The organism is Mesorhizobium sp. M0815 (genome assembly GCF_040319995.1).
Taxonomy (GTDB): domain Bacteria; phylum Pseudomonadota; class Alphaproteobacteria; order Rhizobiales; family Rhizobiaceae; genus Mesorhizobium.
This window is the reverse complement of the sequence record NZ_JAMYOU010000012.1, coordinates 136,624-154,870: the sequence shown is the minus strand read 5'-3', so window position 1 is coordinate 154,870 and position 18,247 is coordinate 136,624. Positions and strand designations below refer to the sequence as shown.

Below are 18,247 nucleotides of genomic sequence, written 5' to 3'. Positions count from 1 at the left end.
GAATTTATTGTTGCCAGCATTGCGCGTTGGCTCATTCGACAATGCCTGCGCTGGGCTTGCGCCGGGGCTTGCGCTTGACCAGATGATGCGACATGAGAGGCGCCGCGGCGCCTTCGCCGCGCCGGTGCTTTCTGGAGATATCTCTCATGGCCTTTCTTGCCGACGCCCTTTCCCGCGTAAAGCCTTCCGCGACCATCGCGGTGACGCAGAAAGCGCGCGAGCTGAAAAACGCCGGCCGGGACGTGATCGGGCTGGGCGCCGGCGAACCGGACTTCGACACCCCCGACAACATCAAGAACGCCGCAATCGAGGCGATCCGCCGCGGCGAGACGAAATATCCGCCGGTCTCCGGCATCGTGCCGCTGCGCGAAGCAATCGCGAAAAAGTTCAAGCGTGAGAACAATCTCGACTACCGGACGGAGCAGACCATCGTCGGCACCGGCGGCAAGCAGATCCTGTTCAACGCCTTCATGGCGACACTGAACCCCGGCGACGAGGTGATCATCCCGCGGCCCTATTGGGTGAGCTATCCCGAAATGGTAGCGATCTGCGGCGGCACCTCGGCCTTTGTCGAGACCTCGATCGACAACGGCTTCAAGCTGACGGCGGCCGTGCTGGAGAAGGCGATCACGCCGCGCACCAAATGGCTGTTGATGAACTCGCCGTCCAACCCCTCGGGCGCCGCCTATACCGAAGCGGAGCTCAAGAGCCTGGCCGACGTGCTGTTGAAGCACCCGCATGTCTGGGTGCTGACCGACGACATGTACGAGCATCTGACCTATGGCGACTTCGTCTTCAAGACGATCGCCGAGGTCGAGCCTAAGCTTTATGAGCGCACGCTGACCATGAACGGCGTGTCGAAGGCCTATGCCATGACCGGCTGGCGCATCGGCTATGCGGCAGGCCCGGTGCCGCTGATCAAGGCGATGGACATGATCCAGGGCCAGCAGACCTCCGGCGCCTGCACCATCGCCCAATGGGCGGCGGTCGAAGCGCTGAACGGCCCGCAGGATTTCATCCCGAAGAACAAGGCGATCTTCCAGGGCCGGCGCGATCTCGTCGTCTCGATGCTCAACCAGGCGCGCGGCATCACCTGCCCGTCGCCGGAGGGTGCTTTCTACGTCTATCCCTCCTGTGCCCAGCTGATCGGCAAGAAGACCAAGAGCGGCAAGGTGATCGACAGCGACGAAACCTTCTGCTCGGAACTGCTCGAGGCCGAGGGCGTGGCGGTTGTTTTCGGCTCGGCCTTTGGCCTCGGCCCGAACTTCCGCATCTCCTACGCCACATCGGAGACACTGCTCGAAGAGGCCTGCACGCGCATCCAGCGCTTTACTGCCTCGCTGGCCTGAGACGTTTCAGCCGCCATACTGCTCGTCGCTGACCTTCTCCAGCCAGTCGACATGCAAGCCGTCGAGCGCCTCCTGCATGGCGATGTGGGTCATCGCCGATTTGGCCGCGGCGCCGTGCCAGTGCTTTTCGCCGGCCGCAAAGGAGACGACGTCGCCGGCCCTGATCTCCTGGATCGGCCCGCCCCAGCTTTGCGCGAGGCCGGCACCGGACGTGACATAGAGCGTCTGGCCGAGCGGATGCGTGTGCCAGTGGGTGCGGGCGCCGGGCTCGAAGCTGACCAGCGTGGCCCTGAGCCGCGCCGGCGCCTCTTTCTCGATGATCGGCGTCTGCAAAACCCGGCCGGTGAAATATGTCTCCGGCGCAACGATCGTCGGCACGCTGCCGCAGGCAATGATCTTCATCGTCGCAATCCTCGATTTGATTCCTCGGTGTGCGGACTTAGACCCTACCACTTTCGTCCGATGCCGGCTGCATGTCCTGCCCGGCTACGGGCAAGGCGAGGCCAGAACAGGCCGGTGCGCGTGCGGTAGGCGTTGTAGGCATCGGCCAGCCTTGTCCGCGAAAATTTTCGCTCTTCGTCCAAGGCCGCGATCACATAGATCGTAACGATGCCGGCGACCGGCACCACCGCCCACACCGACCAGGTCGCGATGCCCCATCCGATCCAGAAGATGATGTAGGACGTGTAGAACGGATGGCGGACATGGAGATAAGGGCCTTCGGTCACCAGGCTGTCGGGATTGTCCGGATCGAACGCGAAACGCAGCCGCGCCTTGCGTGAGACCGAGATCGCCCACCAGAAAAGCGCCGAGCTTGCCAGTTCGATGGCGAGCCCGACGATCTTCGCTGCAACCGGCTGCCGCTCGATCCACAGCAGTGCAAGAAAGAACAGCGCCGTGCCGACCACGACGGCCGAAATGATCATGGCGCCTTGAGACATGCTCGATGACTGGAAATGCGCGCGCATCGACCAGGCATATTGGCCGAGCGTGGCGATGCTGCTGATCGAGAGGAGAAGGTCGAGTGTGGATTCCATCATCAGGGTCCCGGGGTTAGCTGTGGTGGATTCGCTGCATCATACTCGGCAGAAACCGAGAAATCATTTCTTAACCACCGTTCTAAACAACATGGTGACCTCGGCATGCGATGTTGACCTCGAGACAATCCGAAGGTCCAACCAGCTATGGCCGTTTCCCACCGCACGATCCGCACGCCGCAAGCGGATTTGCGCCTCAGCCAGTCGTCGGGACCAGGCATCCCGCTTGTCCTGATCCACGGCTCGGGCAGTTCGCGCGCCGTATTCGCCCGCCAGTTCGACAGCCCGTTGGCCGCTGCCCATCGATTGATTGCTTTCGACCTGCCCGGCCATGGCGAATCGTCTGACGCCCGCGATCCGGCGACGGACTACACCATCGCCGGCCTTGCCCAGTCGGCGGCTCAGCTCCTCGATGCCTTGGGGATCGGCCGCGCCGTCGTCTTCGGCTGGTCGCTTGGCGGGCACGTGGCAATCGAGCTCGCGAGTTTCCACCGCGCCGTCGGCGGGCTGATGCTAACCGGCGCGCCGCCGGTATCCAAGGGCCCTTTCGGCATGCTGCGCGGCTTCCATGCGCATTGGGACATGCTGCTGGCGTCCAAAAAGACGTATTCCGAACGCGATGCCGAGCGCTTCGAAACGCTCTGCTTCGGCGACACCGCCGACCCGTCCTTCCGCAAAACCATCCTGCGCACCGACGGCCGGCTGCGCGCCGCGGTGACGCGCGGCATGCTCACAGGCAAGGGCGCCGACCAGCGACAGGTGGTCGAGCAAGCCGCATTTCCGGTCGCCATAGTCAATGGCGAGAACGATCCGTTCGTCCGGCTCGGCTATTTTGAGACGCTCGCCTACGGCTCGCTGTGGGAGCATTGCCAAATCGTCCCCGGCGCCGGGCATGCGCCTTTCTGGGAACGTGCGGACCTGTTCAATCCGCTGCTCGCGCGCTTTGCCGAGACGGTGGCAGTGCAGCGCGTGGACGCAACCCCGCTGGCGTCGCGCCTAGCCGGCACCGGCTGAACCCGAACGTCAACTTCAAATCCCTTCAACTTCAAATCCCTTGCCCTCCCGGCCTGCCCGTGGGACGATGCCCTTTGGGTAGGTGGCAAATTGAAAAAAGCCTCGCCCGCGACGGCCGACAGGCCGGCCGCCGCTCACAGGGAAACGCCTGAGTGGAGGTCAGCCATGGGTACTCGCGCCGGAGGACGACGCACGGGACCGAAATGCATTGCCATAGTCGGTCCCTTCGCAAGCGGTAAGACGACACTTCTCGAAGCCATACTCGCCCGTACAGGCGCCATTCCCCGCCAGAATCCCGCTTCGTCGGGAAATACCGTTTCCGATCATTCGCCCGAGGCGCGTGCCCATGCGATGAGCGTCGAGGCGACCTTCGCTACCACCGAATTCATGGGCGAGCCGTTCACCTTCGTCGATTGTCCCGGTTCCATCGAATTCTCCTTCGAAGCCGAGCCGGTGCTGGCCGCCTGCGACGTCGCCGTGGTCGTCGCCGAAGCCGACGAGAAGAAGATTCCTGCCCTGCAGCTGATCATGCGCAAGCTCGATGATCTCGGCGTGCCGCGCATCCTGTTCCTGAACAAGGTCGACAAGGCGATAGCAGGCGTGCGCGACACGCTGAAGATGCTCCAGCCTGCAAGCTCGGTGCCTCTGCTGCTGCGCCAGATCCCGCTGCGCAAGGACGGCGTCGTCATCGGCTCGATCGATCTTGCTCTGGAGCGAGCCTACATCTACCGCGAATATGCCGAGAGCGAGGTCGCGCAGATCCCGAGCGACGACAAGGCGCGCGAGCTCGAGGCGCGCTTTTCCATGCTGGAGACGCTCGCCGACCATGACGACCGGCTGATGGAGCAATTGCTGGACGAGATCGAACCGCCAAAGGATGCCATCTTCGACGATCTTGCCGCCGACCTGCGCGACGGCATAGTGACGCCGGTGCTGATCGGCACCGCCGAGAAGGGCAATGGCGTGCTGCGCCTGTTGAAGACAATCCGTCACGACGCACCCGACATCGAGGCGACGCGCCAGCGTCTCGGCGCGCCCGATGGCAACGCCACCGTGGTCCAGGTGATGAAGACCGTCCACACCGCGCATGGCGGCAAGCTATCGGTGTCGCGCATCCTGTCCGGCCAGGTCGCCGACACCGCCGAGCTGTTCCTTTCCAATGGCGAAACGGCAAAGGTCTCCGGCATCTACAAGATGCTCGGCAAGGACCAGATCAAGCTGACTTCGGCCAAGGCCGGCGACACGGTCGCGCTCGGCAAGCTCGACGCCGTCAGGACCGGCCAGACGCTGAGCTCGACCAAGGGCGGCATCAAGCCGCTGGTCACGCTGGCGCCGCCGCAACCGGTCTTCGCCTTCGCGCTGCGGCCGAAAGAGCGCAAGGACGAGGTCAAGATGTCGGCGGCCATCCAGCGCCTGGCCGAGGAAGATCCCTCGCTCAACCTGCATCACAACCAGGATTCGGCCGAAACCGTGCTGTCCGGCCATGGCGAGATGCATCTGCGCGTCGTGCGCGAGCGGCTGGAAGGCAAGAACCAGATCCCGGTCGAAGGCCATGTGCCGGCCGTGCCCTACCGCGAGACGATCCGCAAAGCGACGCAGCAGCGGGGCCGCCACAAGAAACAATCGGGTGGCCACGGCCAGTTCGGCGACGTGGTGATCGAGATCAAACCGCTGCCGCGCGGGTCAGGCTTCCAGTTCACCGATACGATCACCGGCGGCGTCGTGCCGAAGACCTACATCCAGTCGGTCGAGACCGGCGTGCGCGATTACCTGAAATCCGGGCCGCTCGGCTTCCCGGTCGTCGATGTTGCCGTCAACCTTTCCGACGGCTCCTACCATGCGGTCGATTCCTCCGATATGGCCTTCCAGATGGCGGCGAAGCTGGCGATGAAGGAAGGCATGGCCGCGTGCTCGCCGGTGCTGCTCGAACCGGTGATGAAGGTCGAGATCGTCACGCCGTCCGACGCGACGTCGAAGATCATCGCACTGATCCCGCAGCGGCGCGGCCAGATCCTCGGCTATGACGCGCGGCCCGATTGGCCCGGATGGGACGTTGTTGAGGCGACCATGCCGCAGGCCGAGATCGGCGACCTCATCATCGAGCTGCGCTCGGCCACTGCGGGTGTCGCCAGCTACCGGGCCGTCTTCGACCACATGGCCGAACTCACCGGCCGGCTGGCCGACGAAGCGCTGAACGCCAACGGCAAGGCCGCCTGAAACGGCAGCTTGCGGCCAGAACACAAGGAAGCACACAAGGAACCGGCGCCCGGATCATCCGGGCGCCGTTTCGTTGCGGACCGTCTTCGTGGGAGGCGAAACGGCAGGTCCGCCGCATGCTTGCCGCCGATGCGTGGCGGCGGAAGAAGGTTCGGACGCGGTAGCTGCCTGAGCCCGGTCGTCCGAGTGATGCCCCCATCCCCCGGACGAGCCACACCGCGTCCTATGTTCTGCTTAATCGATTTGGCGCGCCCGCGGCATGTTACCCGAGGTTACATGTCACTGTTACGCGACCGTTCCGGCCAATTTTCTGGCGATGTGTTGGTTTCGGGCAACAAAAAAGCCGGATCAATGAAGACCCGGCTGAGTTTGATTGGAAGTGCCTGTTAAGGCTAACCTCCAGAGGGGAACACTCGAGAGCGCTAATGGGAGGAGAACGCGCTCAGGAGATGATCTATATATGTGCTCTTCATGCCCAAGAAACAAGCATCTATTTTGCAACACTCACATGCAAAAAGGCGCCGGCTGTGGTCTAATCCGTCCCGAAGCGCAATAGGACCAGTTGAATCGCTGAAATACAGCCTGCGGCAAGGCAAAAATCGATCCACGGCCGCGAATCAGCAGCGATTCCTGCTCGGAAAATCGAAAAACGCAGGATGACGTGGAATCGTGCAGCACGCGTTTGTTTTTTCGGCAGCCAGACCTTGCTGGGTGCATGTCGCCCAAAAGCCCGCCATCGAGCTTGACCTGAGGTGCGGCGGCTTGGGTTACATGCCGGACAAGACCTGAAGCGCGTTGCGGGAGACCGTTCAAGGCCGCGCCCGTAAGGAGACCTCCATGCGGCCCACTTCGGCGATCGCCGGCAGCGTCATCTTCCTCGCTGTCGCGCCCGGCGTGGTCGCCGGACTGTTGCCTTGGCTGCTGACCGATCGCTATCGCCTGCCCTGGTCGAGACTGCCCGGTTTCGTTCCTGTGGGCTGGCTGCTGGTTGTCGCCGGCACAGCCATACTGCTGCACGCCTTTGCCCGGTTTGCCCTGGAGGGCCTGGGTACGCCCGCCCCGGTCGCGCCGACCGAGAGGCTGGTCGTCGGCGGCATCTACCGCCACGTCCGCAATCCGATGTACGTCGCCGTGCTGTCGATCGTCCTCGGCCAGGCATTGCTGTTTTCGAGCTGGACGGTCGCCGCCTATCTAGTCATCGCCGCGGCCGCCATGATCTCCTTCGTGAGACTATACGAGGAACCGACGCTTGCCCGCCGCTACGGTGACGAATATGAGGCCTACCGCCGTGCCGTACCAGGCTGGCTGCCCCGCCTGACGCCTTGGCGCGGGTAATTTCTGGACGCCGACAATTAGCGAAACCGGCGATACGGCCCCCTTCTCCCCGTCACTATACGGGGAGAATGACGCTTTCACCGAAGCTTTCGCCAATCGCCGGCGCTGCTCGGAAAAGTCGACGAGCTGCACTAGAAACTAAAACGACCAGCTGCGCGCCTTGGCGATGATGAAATCGCGGAAGACATGCAGCTTCGCCTGGTTCTTCATCGCGTCGGGATAGGCGAAATAGGTGTCGAAGGACGGCACCTCGGTCTCGGGCAGCAACTGCACCAGCCCGGAATCCTTGCTGACCACGTAATCCGGCAGCATGGCGATGCCGGCGCCGCCCTGCACCGCCCGTTTGATCGACAGGATGTCATTGATCTGCAGCGTCGGCACCCTTTGCCCGCCTTCGAAATCGCCGACCGTTTCCAGCCAGTTCAGTTCCGACAAATGCGCCGGCACCGGCACGCCGAAGGTGACGATGCGATGGGCCTTCAGCTCGGCGATCGAATTCGGCTTGCCGTATTTGTTCACATAGGAGGGCGCCGCGTAGAGATGGAAATGCACGGTGAACAGGCGGCGCTGGATGAGGTCGGGCTGCTGCGGCTGGCGCAGCCGGATGGCGCAATCGGCCTGGCGCATTGTGAGGTCGAGCTCCTCATTGGCGAGGATAAGCTGCAGGCTGACCTCGGGATAGAGCTCGATGAATTCCTGCACGCGCTCGGTCAGCCAGCCGGCGCCGAGGCCGACCGTGGTCGTCACCCTGAGCACGCCGGAGGGCCGGTCCTTGGTCTCGGTCAGCCGCGACTTGATGGTTTCGAGCTTCATCAGCACGTCGTGCGCCGTGCGGAACAGCATCTCGCCCTGTTCGGTCAGAACCAGGCCGCGGGCGTGGCGATTGAACAGCGGCACGCCGACGTCATGCTCGAGCGCGCTGACCTGCCGCGAGATCGCCGATTGCGACAAATGCAGTGTTTCCGCGGCATGGGTGAACGACCCCGCTTCTGCTGCGGCGTGAAACACGCGTAGCTTGTCCCAATCCAACGCCATGATTTCCCCTCGTCCTGTTTTCTGGCGTCCGCCTGTTTTGGCGTCTGAATGAAAAATCAGGCTTTTGCGCGGCTTTTCTCAGCCGCTTATTCAACAATCACTCCGCCGCTTCGCGGTGAACCTCGATCCCCGCCAGATATTTTTCCGCCTCGAGCGCGGCCATGCAGCCAAGCCCGGCCGCCGTCACCGCCTGGCGGTAGATATCGTCGGTCACGTCGCCGGCGGCGAACACGCCCGGCATGTCGGTGCGGGTCGAATCCGGTGCCGTCCACAGATAACCGTTCGGCTTCTGCTTCAGCTTGCCGGCAAACAGCTCGACCGCCGGTGCGTGGCCGATCGCCACAAACACGCCGTCGACCACGAGATGCATCTCCTGCCCGGTCACCACATTGCGCAGCTTCAGCCCTTCGAGCGAAGGCGGCATCGGCGCCTTGCCGGGCCGGCCGGTGATCTCGTCGACGACCGTATCCCAGATGACGCGGACATTGTCCTTCTGCAGCAGCCGCTCGCGCAGGATGCGCTCGGCGCGGAAATCGCTGCGCCTGTGGATGACGGTGACGCTCTTGGCCAGGTTGGAGAGATAGAGCGCTTCCTCCACCGCCGAATTGCCGCCGCCGATCACCGCGACATCCTTGCCGCGATAGAAGAAGCCGTCGCAGGTGGCGCAGGCCGAGACGCCAAACCCCATGAAGGTGTGTTCGCTCGGGATGCCCAGCCACTTCGCCTGCGCGCCGGTGGCGATGATCAGCGCGTCGGCGGTATAGGTCGTACCGGAATCGCCCTTGGCGCGGAACGGCCGCACATTGAGGTCGACCTCGGTGATGATGTCGTTGACGATGTCGGTGCCGACATGCTCGGCCTGCTTGAGCATTTCGCTCATCAGCCATGGGCCCTGGATCGGGTCGGCGAAGCCCGGATAGTTTTCGACATCGGTGGTGATCATCAGTTGCCCGCCCTGCTGCAGGCCGGCGACCAGCATTGGCTTGAGCATGGCGCGGGCGGCATAGATCGCCGCCGTATAGCCGGCAGGGCCGGAGCCGATGATGAGAACAGGCGCGTGCTTGGTGATCATGAAAAGCCTCTGCGGGGGAGCAGCCATGGATTGTGGCATGAACTCTCGTCGATTGTTGCGCGTAATGTAAGTGTTGCCTGCGACGCCAGCAAGGCAAGTTGCCGTTCGTCCCCGGAAAGCTTCCGCACCGGCGACGGCGACAAGCAACCGGTAGCAAGATGATGCGAAAATCCTCGATCCACCGGATGGAATAGACAGCAAAGTCGTTTAACTACAAAGTCGCGAAAGATTCTTTCGCGTCACCACGGAAGCCCGCACGGAAGCCGCCATGCCGATCAAGGCCGATCTCGATGCCATCGACTGGAAGATCCTGCGCGAGCTTCAGCAGGACGGGCGCATGACCAATGTCGAACTGTCGAGCCGCGTCGGCATTTCGGCGCCGCCATGCCTGCGCCGCGTCAGGCGGCTGGAAGAAGCCGGCATCATCCGCGGCTACCGCGCCTTGCTCAACGCGCCGGCGCTCGGCCTTGACGTCGTCGCCTTCTGCCTGATCGGCCTGCATCACCAGGCCGACGCCGAGCTCAAGACCTTCGCCGAGCGCACCCGCGGCTGGCCGATCGTGCGCGATGCCTGGATGGTGTCGGGCGAGTCCGACTTCCTGCTGCATTGCGTGGCGAGCGACCTCGGCACCTTCCAGACCTTTGTCATCGAGGAACTGGCCTCGGCAGCCAATGTCGATACGGTGCGAACCGCGCTGACCATCCGCCGGGTCAAGGATGAAGGGCTAGTGGCGTTCCACGCCTGATCCGGACCGCAGCAACGGAAGCTTTGATATTCGACAATAGGAATTCTAAAACACTTTAGAATATTAATTCCAATATTAATATTCTAATAAATCTCGTCGATTCAGGCAAAACTTCCAATATAATCGCCAGTTTAATTCGTATTATCGTCTGCACTTACACTCCGAAATTAGACAGGCGAAGCGTTGAGCACGACAGCACCGACACGCTCAATGTCGGCAAGCGACTGGGGGCAGTTGCTGCTTCTGGGTTTTCTGTGGGGCGGCACCTTCTTCTTCGCGCGTATCGCGGTAGCCGAGATTCCGCCACTGGCCCTTGTCCTTTATCGGGTGTCGATCGCCGCCTTGGTTCTGCATTTATGGCTGAGGACATGTGGCATTTCGTTCGCTCCCGCACTGGCGAGGTCCGGCTCCTTCCTGTGCCTGGCTTTGCTCAACAACGTGATTCCGTTCTCTCTGATCTTCACAGGACAAACCGAGATTGGTGCGGGTCTTGCCTCTATCTTCTACGCAACAACACCTCTGTGGACGATCCTCATTGCAAACCTGCTGACGGCGGATGAGAAATTGTCGGCAACCAAGCTTGCGGGAGTGGGGCTCGGAATCGCCGGAGCCGCCATCATGATCGGCCCCGGGCTGCTGTCCAATCTTGGTGGCCCTGCCTGGGCGAAGCTCGCCGTGATCGGGGCGGCCATCTCATACGGCTTCGGCGTCGTCTACGCCAAGCGGTTCAAGAACATGAAGCCATCGGTGGTGGCGACCGGCCAACTCACTGCCTCCACCATAGTCATGTTACCGATCGTTTTCCTTCTCTACAGTCCGGCGGCGATCGTGACGTCAAGCGTCCCCATATGGGCGGCAGTGGCTGTTCTTGCGGTCTTCACGACGGCGCTGGCATTCATCCTCTATTTCAACCTGATCGCCTCGGCCGGAGCGACAAACGCTTCCCTCGTGACGCTTCTGGTGCCTGCCAGCGCGATCCTGCTTGGCACAGTGTTTCTCGGGGAAAGGCTGGAGCCGTTCGAGTTCGCGGGGATGACATCGATCATTGCAAGCCTGCTCATCATAGATGGCCGGCTTTTTCGCCGCTGGATGACGCAAAAATCCTAAACTTCGCGACATTGGCAGAAGCCAACTAATTGTGCTCTGACCCAAGCGCCTCGGTCGATACGGTGCGAACCGCGCTGACCATCCGCCGGGTCAAGGACAAAGGGCTGGTGGCACTTTCAGCTTGAGAGACCAGGCAAAGCGCCTGCGAAACAAAAACCCGGAAACAAAAAACCCGCCTCGGCGGGCGGGTCGTTGGTGGAAATCATCACCATACCCAAATTAGTAGCATAGCTGCCGGCACAAAGCAAGAACAAAATTGTCTTCAGCGTTGAAGATTGGCGAAAACCGAGGCTACATCCAATCTCCCCCCTCGTGGGGGAGATGTCCGGCAGGACAGAGCGGGCGTGAAGGAACGCCAACCTCGTTCACCTGCGACCAGCCGATAACATGTCTGAGGGCATGATTGAAAATCCATCGACAGGTCGGCGGGACAGCGCCCCCCTCTGCCCTGCCGGGCATCTCCCCCACAAGGGGGGAGATCGGCAGCTTCAGCGCTGGCGCCTAATCGAATACCCAATCACCCCGCGTCGCAGAGGCGCGTTTCGACCATTTCGCAGAGATGGTGGTAGAGGCACAAATGCCCCTGCTGGATGATCGGCGTCGAGGTCGAGGGTACGTTGAGCAGGATGTCGGATAGCGGCTTCAGCTTGCCGCCGGTGTCGCCGGTCAGGCTGATGACCGTCATGCCCATCATGCGCGCCTGCTGGGCGGCGGCGAGAATGCTTGGCGAATTGCCGCTGGTCGAGATGGCGAGCAGCACGGCGCCCGCCGAGCCATGCGCCTCGACCTGGCGCGCAAACACCGTGTCGAAGCCGTAGTCGTTCCCCCAGGCTGTCAGCACCGCCGCATTGGCGGGCAGCGCGATGACGTTGTAGGCCTTGCGCTCCCTGAGGAAGCGGCCGACCAGCTCGCCGGCAATGTGGATGGCATCGCTGGCCGAGCCGCCATTACCGGCGATCAGCAACGCCTTGCCCTGCGAAAGCGCGGCGACGACGGCGCTGACCGCCCGCTCCATCTCGCTGGTCAGGTCGCGCTCGACCATCGCCAAAATCGCGGCCGCCGAGCGGGCCAGGTAATCGTTCAGTTCGGACATGAAATCCTCAGTTCCCGGCGCGCAATCTGCCGATGGTGCCGGTCGTGCTCTTGCCGGCAACGAGATCGACCAGCACGACGCGCCCGCCGGCCTTCTGCACGACATCGGCGCCAACCACCTGATCGACCGTATAGTCGGCGCCCTTGACCAGTATGTCGGGGCTCAGCGCCTCGATCAGCGAAAGCGGCGTATCCTCCTCGAAGATGACGACAGCGTCGACGGAGGCAAGTGCTGCCAGCACGCAGGCCCGGTCATGCTGGTCGTTGACCGGGCGCCCCGGCCCTTTCAGCCGGCGCACCGAGGCATCGCTGTTGAGGCCGAGCACCAGCCGGTCGCACAGGCTGCGCGCCGCGTGCAACAGACTGACATGGCCGGCATGCAGGATATCGAAACAGCCATTGGTGAAGCCCACGCTCAAGCCCTCGTCCTTCCAGCCCGCCACCAGCCGCGCGGCGGCGGCGGCATTGAGGATGGCATCCTTGTGGGCAACCGGACCATGCGAGCGAAACAGCGCGCCGGTGAGTTCCTCGATCGTCAGCCGCGCCGTGCCGCGCTTGCCGACGACAACGCCGCCGGCGGCGTTGGCGATCGATCCGGCCATGACGCGATCCGCCCCTGCAGCAAGCGCCAGTGCAAACGTCGCGATCACCGTGTCGCCGGCGCCTGAAACGTCGAACACTTCGCGCGCCTGCGTGGCGATATGCCGGGCGTCGTCCGCACCGATGACGCTCATGCCCTTTTCGCTGCGCGTCGCGACGACGAAATCGAAACCGTGCGCCGCAATCAGCTGGCGCGCCGCCGCCTCGATCTCGTCGTCGGCGAACACCGCGCGGCCGACCGCCTCGCCGAGCTCCTTACGGTTGGGCGTGATTGCCGTCGCGCCGGCATAACGCGCATAGTCGCTGCCCTTCGGATCGACCAGCACCGGCTTGCCCGCTTCCCGACAGATCGAGATCAGCTCGCCGGCGACGCCGTCGAGCAGCACGCCCTTGCCATAGTCGGACAGGATGACGATGTCGGCGCCGACCAGCGCGTCGCGGAAATGCCCGACCATCATCGCCCGCTCGGCATCGCCCAGCGGCTTGATTTCCTCTTCGTCGAAACGCAGCACCTGCTGGTTGAGCGCGCTGAAGCGGCTTTTCGACGACGTCATGCGATCGGCATCCTGCGCCAGCCCGCCGGTGTCGACGCCAAACTCGTCGAGCATGCGCATGAGGTTCTTGCCGGCCTCGTCAGCACCGATCACTGAGACCGGTATGGCGGCGGCGCCGAGCGAAACGATATTGGCGACGACATTGCCGGCGCCACCCATCGCCAGCGTTTCGCCGCGCCCGTGCAGCACGGGGATCGGCGCTTCCGGCGAAATGCGCTCGATTACGCCATTGACGAAACGGTCGAGGATGAAATCGCCGACCACCAGCACGGTGGCGCTGCCGAAGCGCGAGATGGCGCGGTGAAGAGGTTCGGGTGAAGGCAGCTTGATCATGTCAACGCGCGGGAGAGCCGATTTCAGTGACAGGGAAATTCGATTGGCAGGGCCGGCCGTTCATGGCGATGCCGATATACCGCAATTCCAGCCAACGCAACGGCAGGCCTTCGACCGATCGCGGCAGCGCGACGGTGCGTCAGCTTTTCTGCAACGCGACATGCACGCCCAGCCCGACGAGCACCGCACCGCCGGCGCGCCGCATCAGTCGTTGCGCCCGGCTCGAGCGCCGCAGCCTGGCGGTCACCGCGCCGGCCAGCATCACGCAAACAATGTCGGCCGACGAGAACATCAAATTGACGATCGTTCCAAGCACGACGAACTGCAGCCAGACCGGAAACCCTGCCGAGGCATCGATGAATTGCGGCAGGAACGCCATGAAGAAAATCGCCGTCTTGGGATTGAGCACCTCGACGGCAACGCTCTCGAAAAAGGCGCGGCGGGCGGATTTCGGCTGAATTCCCGGCAAAACCGCATCGCCTTGGGCCTTGGCGCGAAACAGCGAAACACCGAGCCAGATCAGATACAGTGCACCGACCAGCTTGACCGCCATGTAAAGCACCGGCACGGCATGGAAAAGCACCGACAGGCCGACAGCGGCGGCGAAGACATGGACATAGCCGCCGAGATGGATGCCGAGCGCCGCCATCAGGCCGGACCAGCGGCCGCGCGCCATGGTTTGCGCGGCGGCATAGAGCATCGCCGGACCGGGGATATAGGCGAAGATCGCCGTGGTGGCGAAAAAGGCGACAAGCAGTTCGGTTGACGGCATTACCTTGCTCCTGTCGCCGGTCGGCCGGCAGGCCGACCGAAACGAGACCTTTGCGGCGCCACTATGACGCTCATCCTGCCGCCCGCCACCTGCTTTGTCGACAGCCCGGCCCGGCTCCCCTATAAGGCCAGAATCCCACAAGGCTACAACCGACACAAGGTACCAGAGGCTTTCATGATCATCGTCACGGGCGGCGCCGGCATGATCGGTTCCAACATCGTCGCCGCGCTCAACGCCGACGGTTTCAGCGACATCCTCGTCGTCGACGACCTCACCGACGGCCACAAGATCGCCAATCTCGCCGATCTCGAGATCGCCGATTATCTCGACAAGGACGATTTCCTGGCGCGGATGGAAGCCGGGGACCTCGGCCGCATCGAGGCCGTCTTCCACCAGGGTGCCTGCTCGACCACCACCGAATGGAACGGCAAGTTCATGATGGAGGTCAACTACACCTATTCGAAGCACTTGCTGCACGCCTGCCTGGCCCTGCGCGTACCCTTCCTCTATGCCTCGTCCGCTTCGGTCTATGGCGGCAGCGCCAAGTTCCGCGAGGATCCGCAATACGAACGGCCGCTCAACGTCTATGCCTATTCGAAAAAGCTGTTCGACGACTATGTCCGCCGCACCGTGTTCGATACCGACCATTCGCCGGTGGCGGGCCTGCGTTATTTCAACGTCTACGGACCGCGCGAGGCGCATAAAGGCGCCATGGCCTCGGTCGCCTTCCATTTGTTCAACCAGGTCGAACGCGGCGAAAACCCCAAGCTGTTCGGCGCCTATGACGGTTTCGGGCCCGGCGAGCAGAGCCGCGATTTCATCCATGTCGGCGATGTCGCCGACGTCAATCTGTGGCTGTGGAAACGCGGCTCGAGCGGCATCTTCAACTGCGGCACCGGCAAGGCCCAGCCGTTCCGCGCCATTGCCGAAACGGTGATCGATACGCTCGGCCAAGGCCAGATCGAATTCATCGAATTTCCCGACCACCTCAAGGGCAGCTACCAGAGCTTTACGCAAGCTGATATGTCCCGCTTGCGCGCAGCCGGTTACAATGGCCAGTTCCGCACAGTGGAAACCGGCGTCAGAGACTATGTCGAATGGCTGAAAGCCCAACGATCCTCGTGATCGGCCCACGCTGGGTGGGCGACATGGTGATGGCGCAGTGCCTGTTCCAGGCGCTGAGGGAGCTTCATCCGAACGCCGCCATCGACGTGCTGGCGCCGGCCTGGGCAGCCCCCCTGGTCAAGCGCATGCCCGAAATACGCCAGCAGATCGATCTGCCGCTGAAATCCGGCGCGTTCGAATTCCGCGTCCGCAGGCGCTTCGGCCGCCTGCTGCGCGGCCGCTACGACATGGCCTATATCCTGCCGGGCAGCTGGAAATCGGCGCTGATCCCGTTCTTTGCCGGCATTCCGCGCCGCGTCGGCCATCTCAAGGAAATGCGCTATGGGCTGCTGACCGACATCGTGCCCTTGCCCGATCGCCTGAAACGGCGCACCGCGCAGGCCTATTTCGGCCTTGCCCAGGGCGGCGGCTTCCGGGCTCCCAAGCTTGCCGTCGATCAGGATAACCAGGCGGCACTGCTCGGCCGTTTCGGGCTGACGGCGAGGAAATTCGTGGCACTTATGCCCGGCGCCGAATTCGGCCCGGCCAAGCGCTGGCCGAGCGAACACTATGCCGGCCTCGCCCGCGAGATGATGGCGAAGGGGCTTGGCGTCGCGCTGTTCGGATCGAAGAACGACGCCGAGGTGACGGCTGAAATCGCCGCGCTTGCGCCGGGCGCCGTCGATCTCGCCGGCCAGACGCGGCTGGAGGATGCCATCGACCTGATCGCCGCGGCGAGGCTCGCCGTCTCCAACGACAGCGGGCTGATGCATGTCGCCGCCGCGGTCGGCACGCCGGTTGTCGCCGTCTACGGCTCGACCTCGCCGCAGAACACGCCGCCGCTCGCAGAGCGTCGCGAACTGGTCTGGCTCGGCCTGTCCTGTTCGCCGTGCCACAGGAAGACCTGCCCACTCGGTCATCTCAACTGCCTGAAGACGCTGGACGTCGAACGCGTCGTGGTGGCGGCGGAGCGGCTGCTGGAAATGCCGGCCGCCGCATGAAGGTGCTGATCGTCAAGACGTCGTCGATGGGCGACGTCATCCACACCTTTCCGGCAGTCGAGGACGCGCGTCGCGCCCGGCCCGGCCTGTCGTTCGACTGGTGCGTCGAAGAGGCCTTTGCCGGCATCGTGGCGCTGCATCCAGCCATCCAAACCACCCACAGCGTGGCGATCCGGCGCTGGCGCAGGAAGCTGCTCGAGCCCGGCACATGGCGGGAAGTGGTCGGCTTGCGCAGCGCCTTGCGCGATTGCCGCTACGACCTCGTTCTCGATGCGCAAGGCCTGCTGAAATCGGCGCTGGTGGCGCGGCTGGCGGCAGCACCGATCGCTGGGTTCGACCGCTTGAGCGCCCGCGAGCCTTCGGCGAGTTTATTCTATGGCCATCGCTACGCCGTGCCGCGCGACCTGCATGCCATCGAGCGCACGAGACGCCTGTTCGGCCTGGCGCTCGGTTACGAGCCGGATTTTTCCCGGCTGGAATCGGGCATCGTGCCGGCCGGAAGATCGACTTTTGCCGGTGAAAAGACCGCCTTCCTGCTGCACGGCACCAGCCGCGAGGACAAGAAATGGCCGGTCGCGGACTGGATCGAAACCGCCCGCCTGCTGGCGGACAAGGGAATAGCGCCGGTCACCACCTGGTCGAACGACCGGGAAAAGGCAGTTGCCGAGGCGATCGCCGGCGCCGTTTCGCAAACCGTGGTGGTTCCCAGGTCGCCGCTTGCCGAGATCGCCGCTGTCATCGGCGGCTCAGCGCTAGTGATCGGCGCCGACACCGGCCTGACCCATCTCGCCAGCGCCTTCGGCGTGCCGACGGTGGCGGTATTCCTCGCCACCGAGCCCGGCCTGACCGGCCCGCGCGGCCCATTCTCATCGACGCTGCTGGCCAGACCCGGCCGCAGCATCACGCCGCCGGAGGTGATGGCGGAAGCCGAGAGATTGCTGGCGCTTAAATTACAAGGCGCTGCATAGGACCTTTTCAGAATTCGCTCTGGCGAGTCGAATAGCGTGGTTTTCGAGAACCGGAGCGGAGCGTATTTTAAAGTACGTGAGCACCGGAAGCGCAGAAAACCGCGCTAGTTGGCCGCCAGAGTAGAATTATCAAAAGGTCCTAGATGAACTGCACCTGGACGATCTCGTAGCCCCTGGCGCCGCCCGGTGCGTTGACCTCGATGGCGTCGCCGACTTCCTTGCCGATCAGGGCACGCGCGATCGGCGAGGAGATCGAGATGCGGCCGGACTTCACGTCCGCCTCCTGGTCGCCGACGATCTGGTAGGTCTTTTTCTCCTCGGTATCCTCGTCGACCAGCACCACGGTGGCGCCGAACTTGACCTTGTCGCCGCTGAGCTTGGTGACGTCGATCACCTCGGCCCGCGCGATCAGATCCTCGAGTTCGTTGACCCGGCCCTCATTGAGGCTCTGCGCCTCTTTTGCCGCGTGATATTCGGCATTTTCGGAGAGGTCGCCATGCGAGCGCGCTTCGGAGATCGCCTCGATGATACGCGGCCGCTCCTGTTGCTGGCGCCAGCGCAGTTCTTCCTTCAATGACGCGAACCCCTCGCCTGTCATCGGGACCTTGTTCATATGCCTGACCTTTCCTGCCGCCGCCCCCGCAATCGGGAGCGACCTTGTCGATGGTACAAAAAGAAAACGGTCCGGCAGCCTCGGGCTAACGGAACCGTCTCACCACAATTTCGCAAGATATAGCAATCTTCGCGGGTTTTTCACGTCCAAAAAGTCGGTTTTTGAAAAATCATCCACCAATTGCGCGGCTGACCCGACGTCAAGCGGGTTTCCAAGATCGCATCGTGTGTACTGTGATGCCAAATCCCGGTTGTGCCAAACGTGCGCAGCACAGAAAAAAACCGGCTGCGATCGCTCAC

General features: G+C 63.1%; 17 protein-coding genes. 9 read left to right on the top strand and 8 right to left on the bottom strand.

Translation table 11 applies throughout. From position 1 onward, the window contains the following. Window positions 1-146: 146 nt before the first annotated feature. Window positions 147-1,349: a pyridoxal phosphate-dependent aminotransferase gene (locus tag NKI01_RS15900; RefSeq protein ID WP_023719377.1), complete on the top strand. Its 1,203-nt coding sequence runs from the start codon at window positions 147-149 to the stop codon at window positions 1,347-1,349. Between the two features lie 6 nt (window positions 1,350-1,355). On the opposite strand, the gene NKI01_RS15895 is transcribed toward NKI01_RS15900, so the two are convergent. Beyond that, window positions 1,356-1,751: a (R)-mandelonitrile lyase gene (locus NKI01_RS15895; protein ID WP_023719378.1), complete on the bottom strand. Its 396-nt coding sequence runs from the start codon at window positions 1,749-1,751 to the stop codon at window positions 1,356-1,358. 44 nt (window positions 1,752-1,795) lie between these two features. Beyond that, window positions 1,796-2,389: a methyltransferase family protein gene (locus NKI01_RS15890; protein ID WP_245278596.1), complete on the bottom strand. Its 594-nt coding sequence runs from the start codon at window positions 2,387-2,389 to the stop codon at window positions 1,796-1,798. A gap of 144 nt (window positions 2,390-2,533) precedes the next feature. On the opposite strand from NKI01_RS15890, the gene NKI01_RS15885 reads away from it, so the two are divergent. From NKI01_RS15885 to NKI01_RS15875, 3 genes are all read left to right on the top strand, one after another. After that, window positions 2,534-3,400: an alpha/beta fold hydrolase gene (locus tag NKI01_RS15885; protein WP_023719380.1), complete on the top strand. Its 867-nt coding sequence runs from the start codon at window positions 2,534-2,536 to the stop codon at window positions 3,398-3,400. A gap of 165 nt (window positions 3,401-3,565) precedes the next feature. After that, window positions 3,566-5,617 (top strand): elongation factor G, encoded by a 2,052-nt coding sequence (locus tag NKI01_RS15880; protein ID WP_352963844.1) that lies wholly within the window; start codon window positions 3,566-3,568, stop codon window positions 5,615-5,617. Between the two features lie 837 nt (window positions 5,618-6,454). Next, entirely contained in the window at window positions 6,455-6,952 is a 498-nt protein-coding gene (locus NKI01_RS15875) for a methyltransferase family protein (RefSeq protein WP_352963842.1), read from the top strand. A 138-nt stretch (window positions 6,953-7,090) separates the two neighbouring features. Here the strand turns inward: NKI01_RS15875 and NKI01_RS15870 are convergent, their stop codons facing one another. Together NKI01_RS15870 and trxB are read right to left on the bottom strand one after the other, a co-directional pair. Further along, window positions 7,091-7,987 carry a LysR family transcriptional regulator gene (locus tag NKI01_RS15870; protein WP_023719100.1) on the bottom strand — a complete coding sequence of 299 codons (897 nt, stop codon included), beginning with the start codon at window positions 7,985-7,987 and terminating at the stop codon, window positions 7,091-7,093. A 97-nt stretch (window positions 7,988-8,084) separates the two neighbouring features. After that, the gene (gene trxB, locus NKI01_RS15865) at window positions 8,085-9,059 is read right to left on the bottom strand and encodes a thioredoxin-disulfide reductase (RefSeq protein ID WP_352963840.1); all 975 of its coding nucleotides are present in this window, start codon (window positions 9,057-9,059) and stop codon (window positions 8,085-8,087) included. A 268-nt stretch (window positions 9,060-9,327) separates the two neighbouring features. Between trxB and NKI01_RS15860 the strand changes: the two genes are divergently transcribed. Continuing rightward, window positions 9,328-9,804 (top strand): Lrp/AsnC family transcriptional regulator, encoded by a 477-nt coding sequence (locus NKI01_RS15860; protein WP_352494920.1) that lies wholly within the window; start codon window positions 9,328-9,330, stop codon window positions 9,802-9,804. Window positions 9,805-10,014: 210 nt separating this feature from the next. Then, a complete protein-coding gene (locus NKI01_RS15855) occupies window positions 10,015-10,911 on the top strand; it encodes a DMT family transporter (RefSeq protein WP_352494919.1) in 897 nt (298 codons plus the stop codon). A gap of 517 nt (window positions 10,912-11,428) precedes the next feature. On the opposite strand, the gene NKI01_RS15850 is transcribed toward NKI01_RS15855, so the two are convergent. The 3 genes from NKI01_RS15850 to NKI01_RS15840 form a co-directional block, all read right to left on the bottom strand. Continuing rightward, window positions 11,429-12,004: a D-sedoheptulose-7-phosphate isomerase gene (locus NKI01_RS15850; protein ID WP_352791417.1), complete on the bottom strand. Its 576-nt coding sequence runs from the start codon at window positions 12,002-12,004 to the stop codon at window positions 11,429-11,431. 7 nt (window positions 12,005-12,011) lie between these two features. After that, entirely contained in the window at window positions 12,012-13,490 is a 1,479-nt protein-coding gene (gene rfaE1, locus NKI01_RS15845; RefSeq protein WP_352963839.1) for a D-glycero-beta-D-manno-heptose-7-phosphate kinase, read from the bottom strand. A gap of 139 nt (window positions 13,491-13,629) precedes the next feature. Next, the gene (locus NKI01_RS15840) at window positions 13,630-14,262 is read right to left on the bottom strand and encodes a LysE family translocator (RefSeq protein WP_023719109.1); all 633 of its coding nucleotides are present in this window, start codon (window positions 14,260-14,262) and stop codon (window positions 13,630-13,632) included. A gap of 174 nt (window positions 14,263-14,436) precedes the next feature. On the opposite strand from NKI01_RS15840, the gene rfaD reads away from it, so the two are divergent. From rfaD to waaC, 3 genes are read left to right on the top strand one after another with little or no spacing between them, the layout of a single operon-like run. Beyond that, a complete protein-coding gene (gene rfaD / locus NKI01_RS15835; protein ID WP_352963838.1) occupies window positions 14,437-15,387 on the top strand; it encodes an ADP-glyceromanno-heptose 6-epimerase in 951 nt (316 codons plus the stop codon). Next, window positions 15,360-16,367, top strand: coding sequence for a lipopolysaccharide heptosyltransferase II (waaF, locus tag NKI01_RS15830; RefSeq protein ID WP_352963836.1), 1,008 nt, complete (start codon window positions 15,360-15,362; stop codon window positions 16,365-16,367). The genes rfaD and waaF overlap by 28 nt, the downstream gene beginning before the upstream one ends. Beyond that, a complete protein-coding gene (gene waaC / locus NKI01_RS15825) occupies window positions 16,364-17,335 on the top strand; it encodes a lipopolysaccharide heptosyltransferase I (protein ID WP_352963835.1) in 972 nt (323 codons plus the stop codon). Before waaF ends, waaC begins: the two co-directional genes overlap by 4 nt. Window positions 17,336-17,474: 139 nt before the next feature. Here waaC and greA read toward each other — a convergent pair whose 3' ends face one another. Next, window positions 17,475-17,948, bottom strand: coding sequence for a transcription elongation factor GreA (gene greA / locus NKI01_RS15820; RefSeq protein ID WP_023719113.1), 474 nt, complete (start codon window positions 17,946-17,948; stop codon window positions 17,475-17,477). Window positions 17,949-18,247 lie beyond the last annotated feature (299 nt).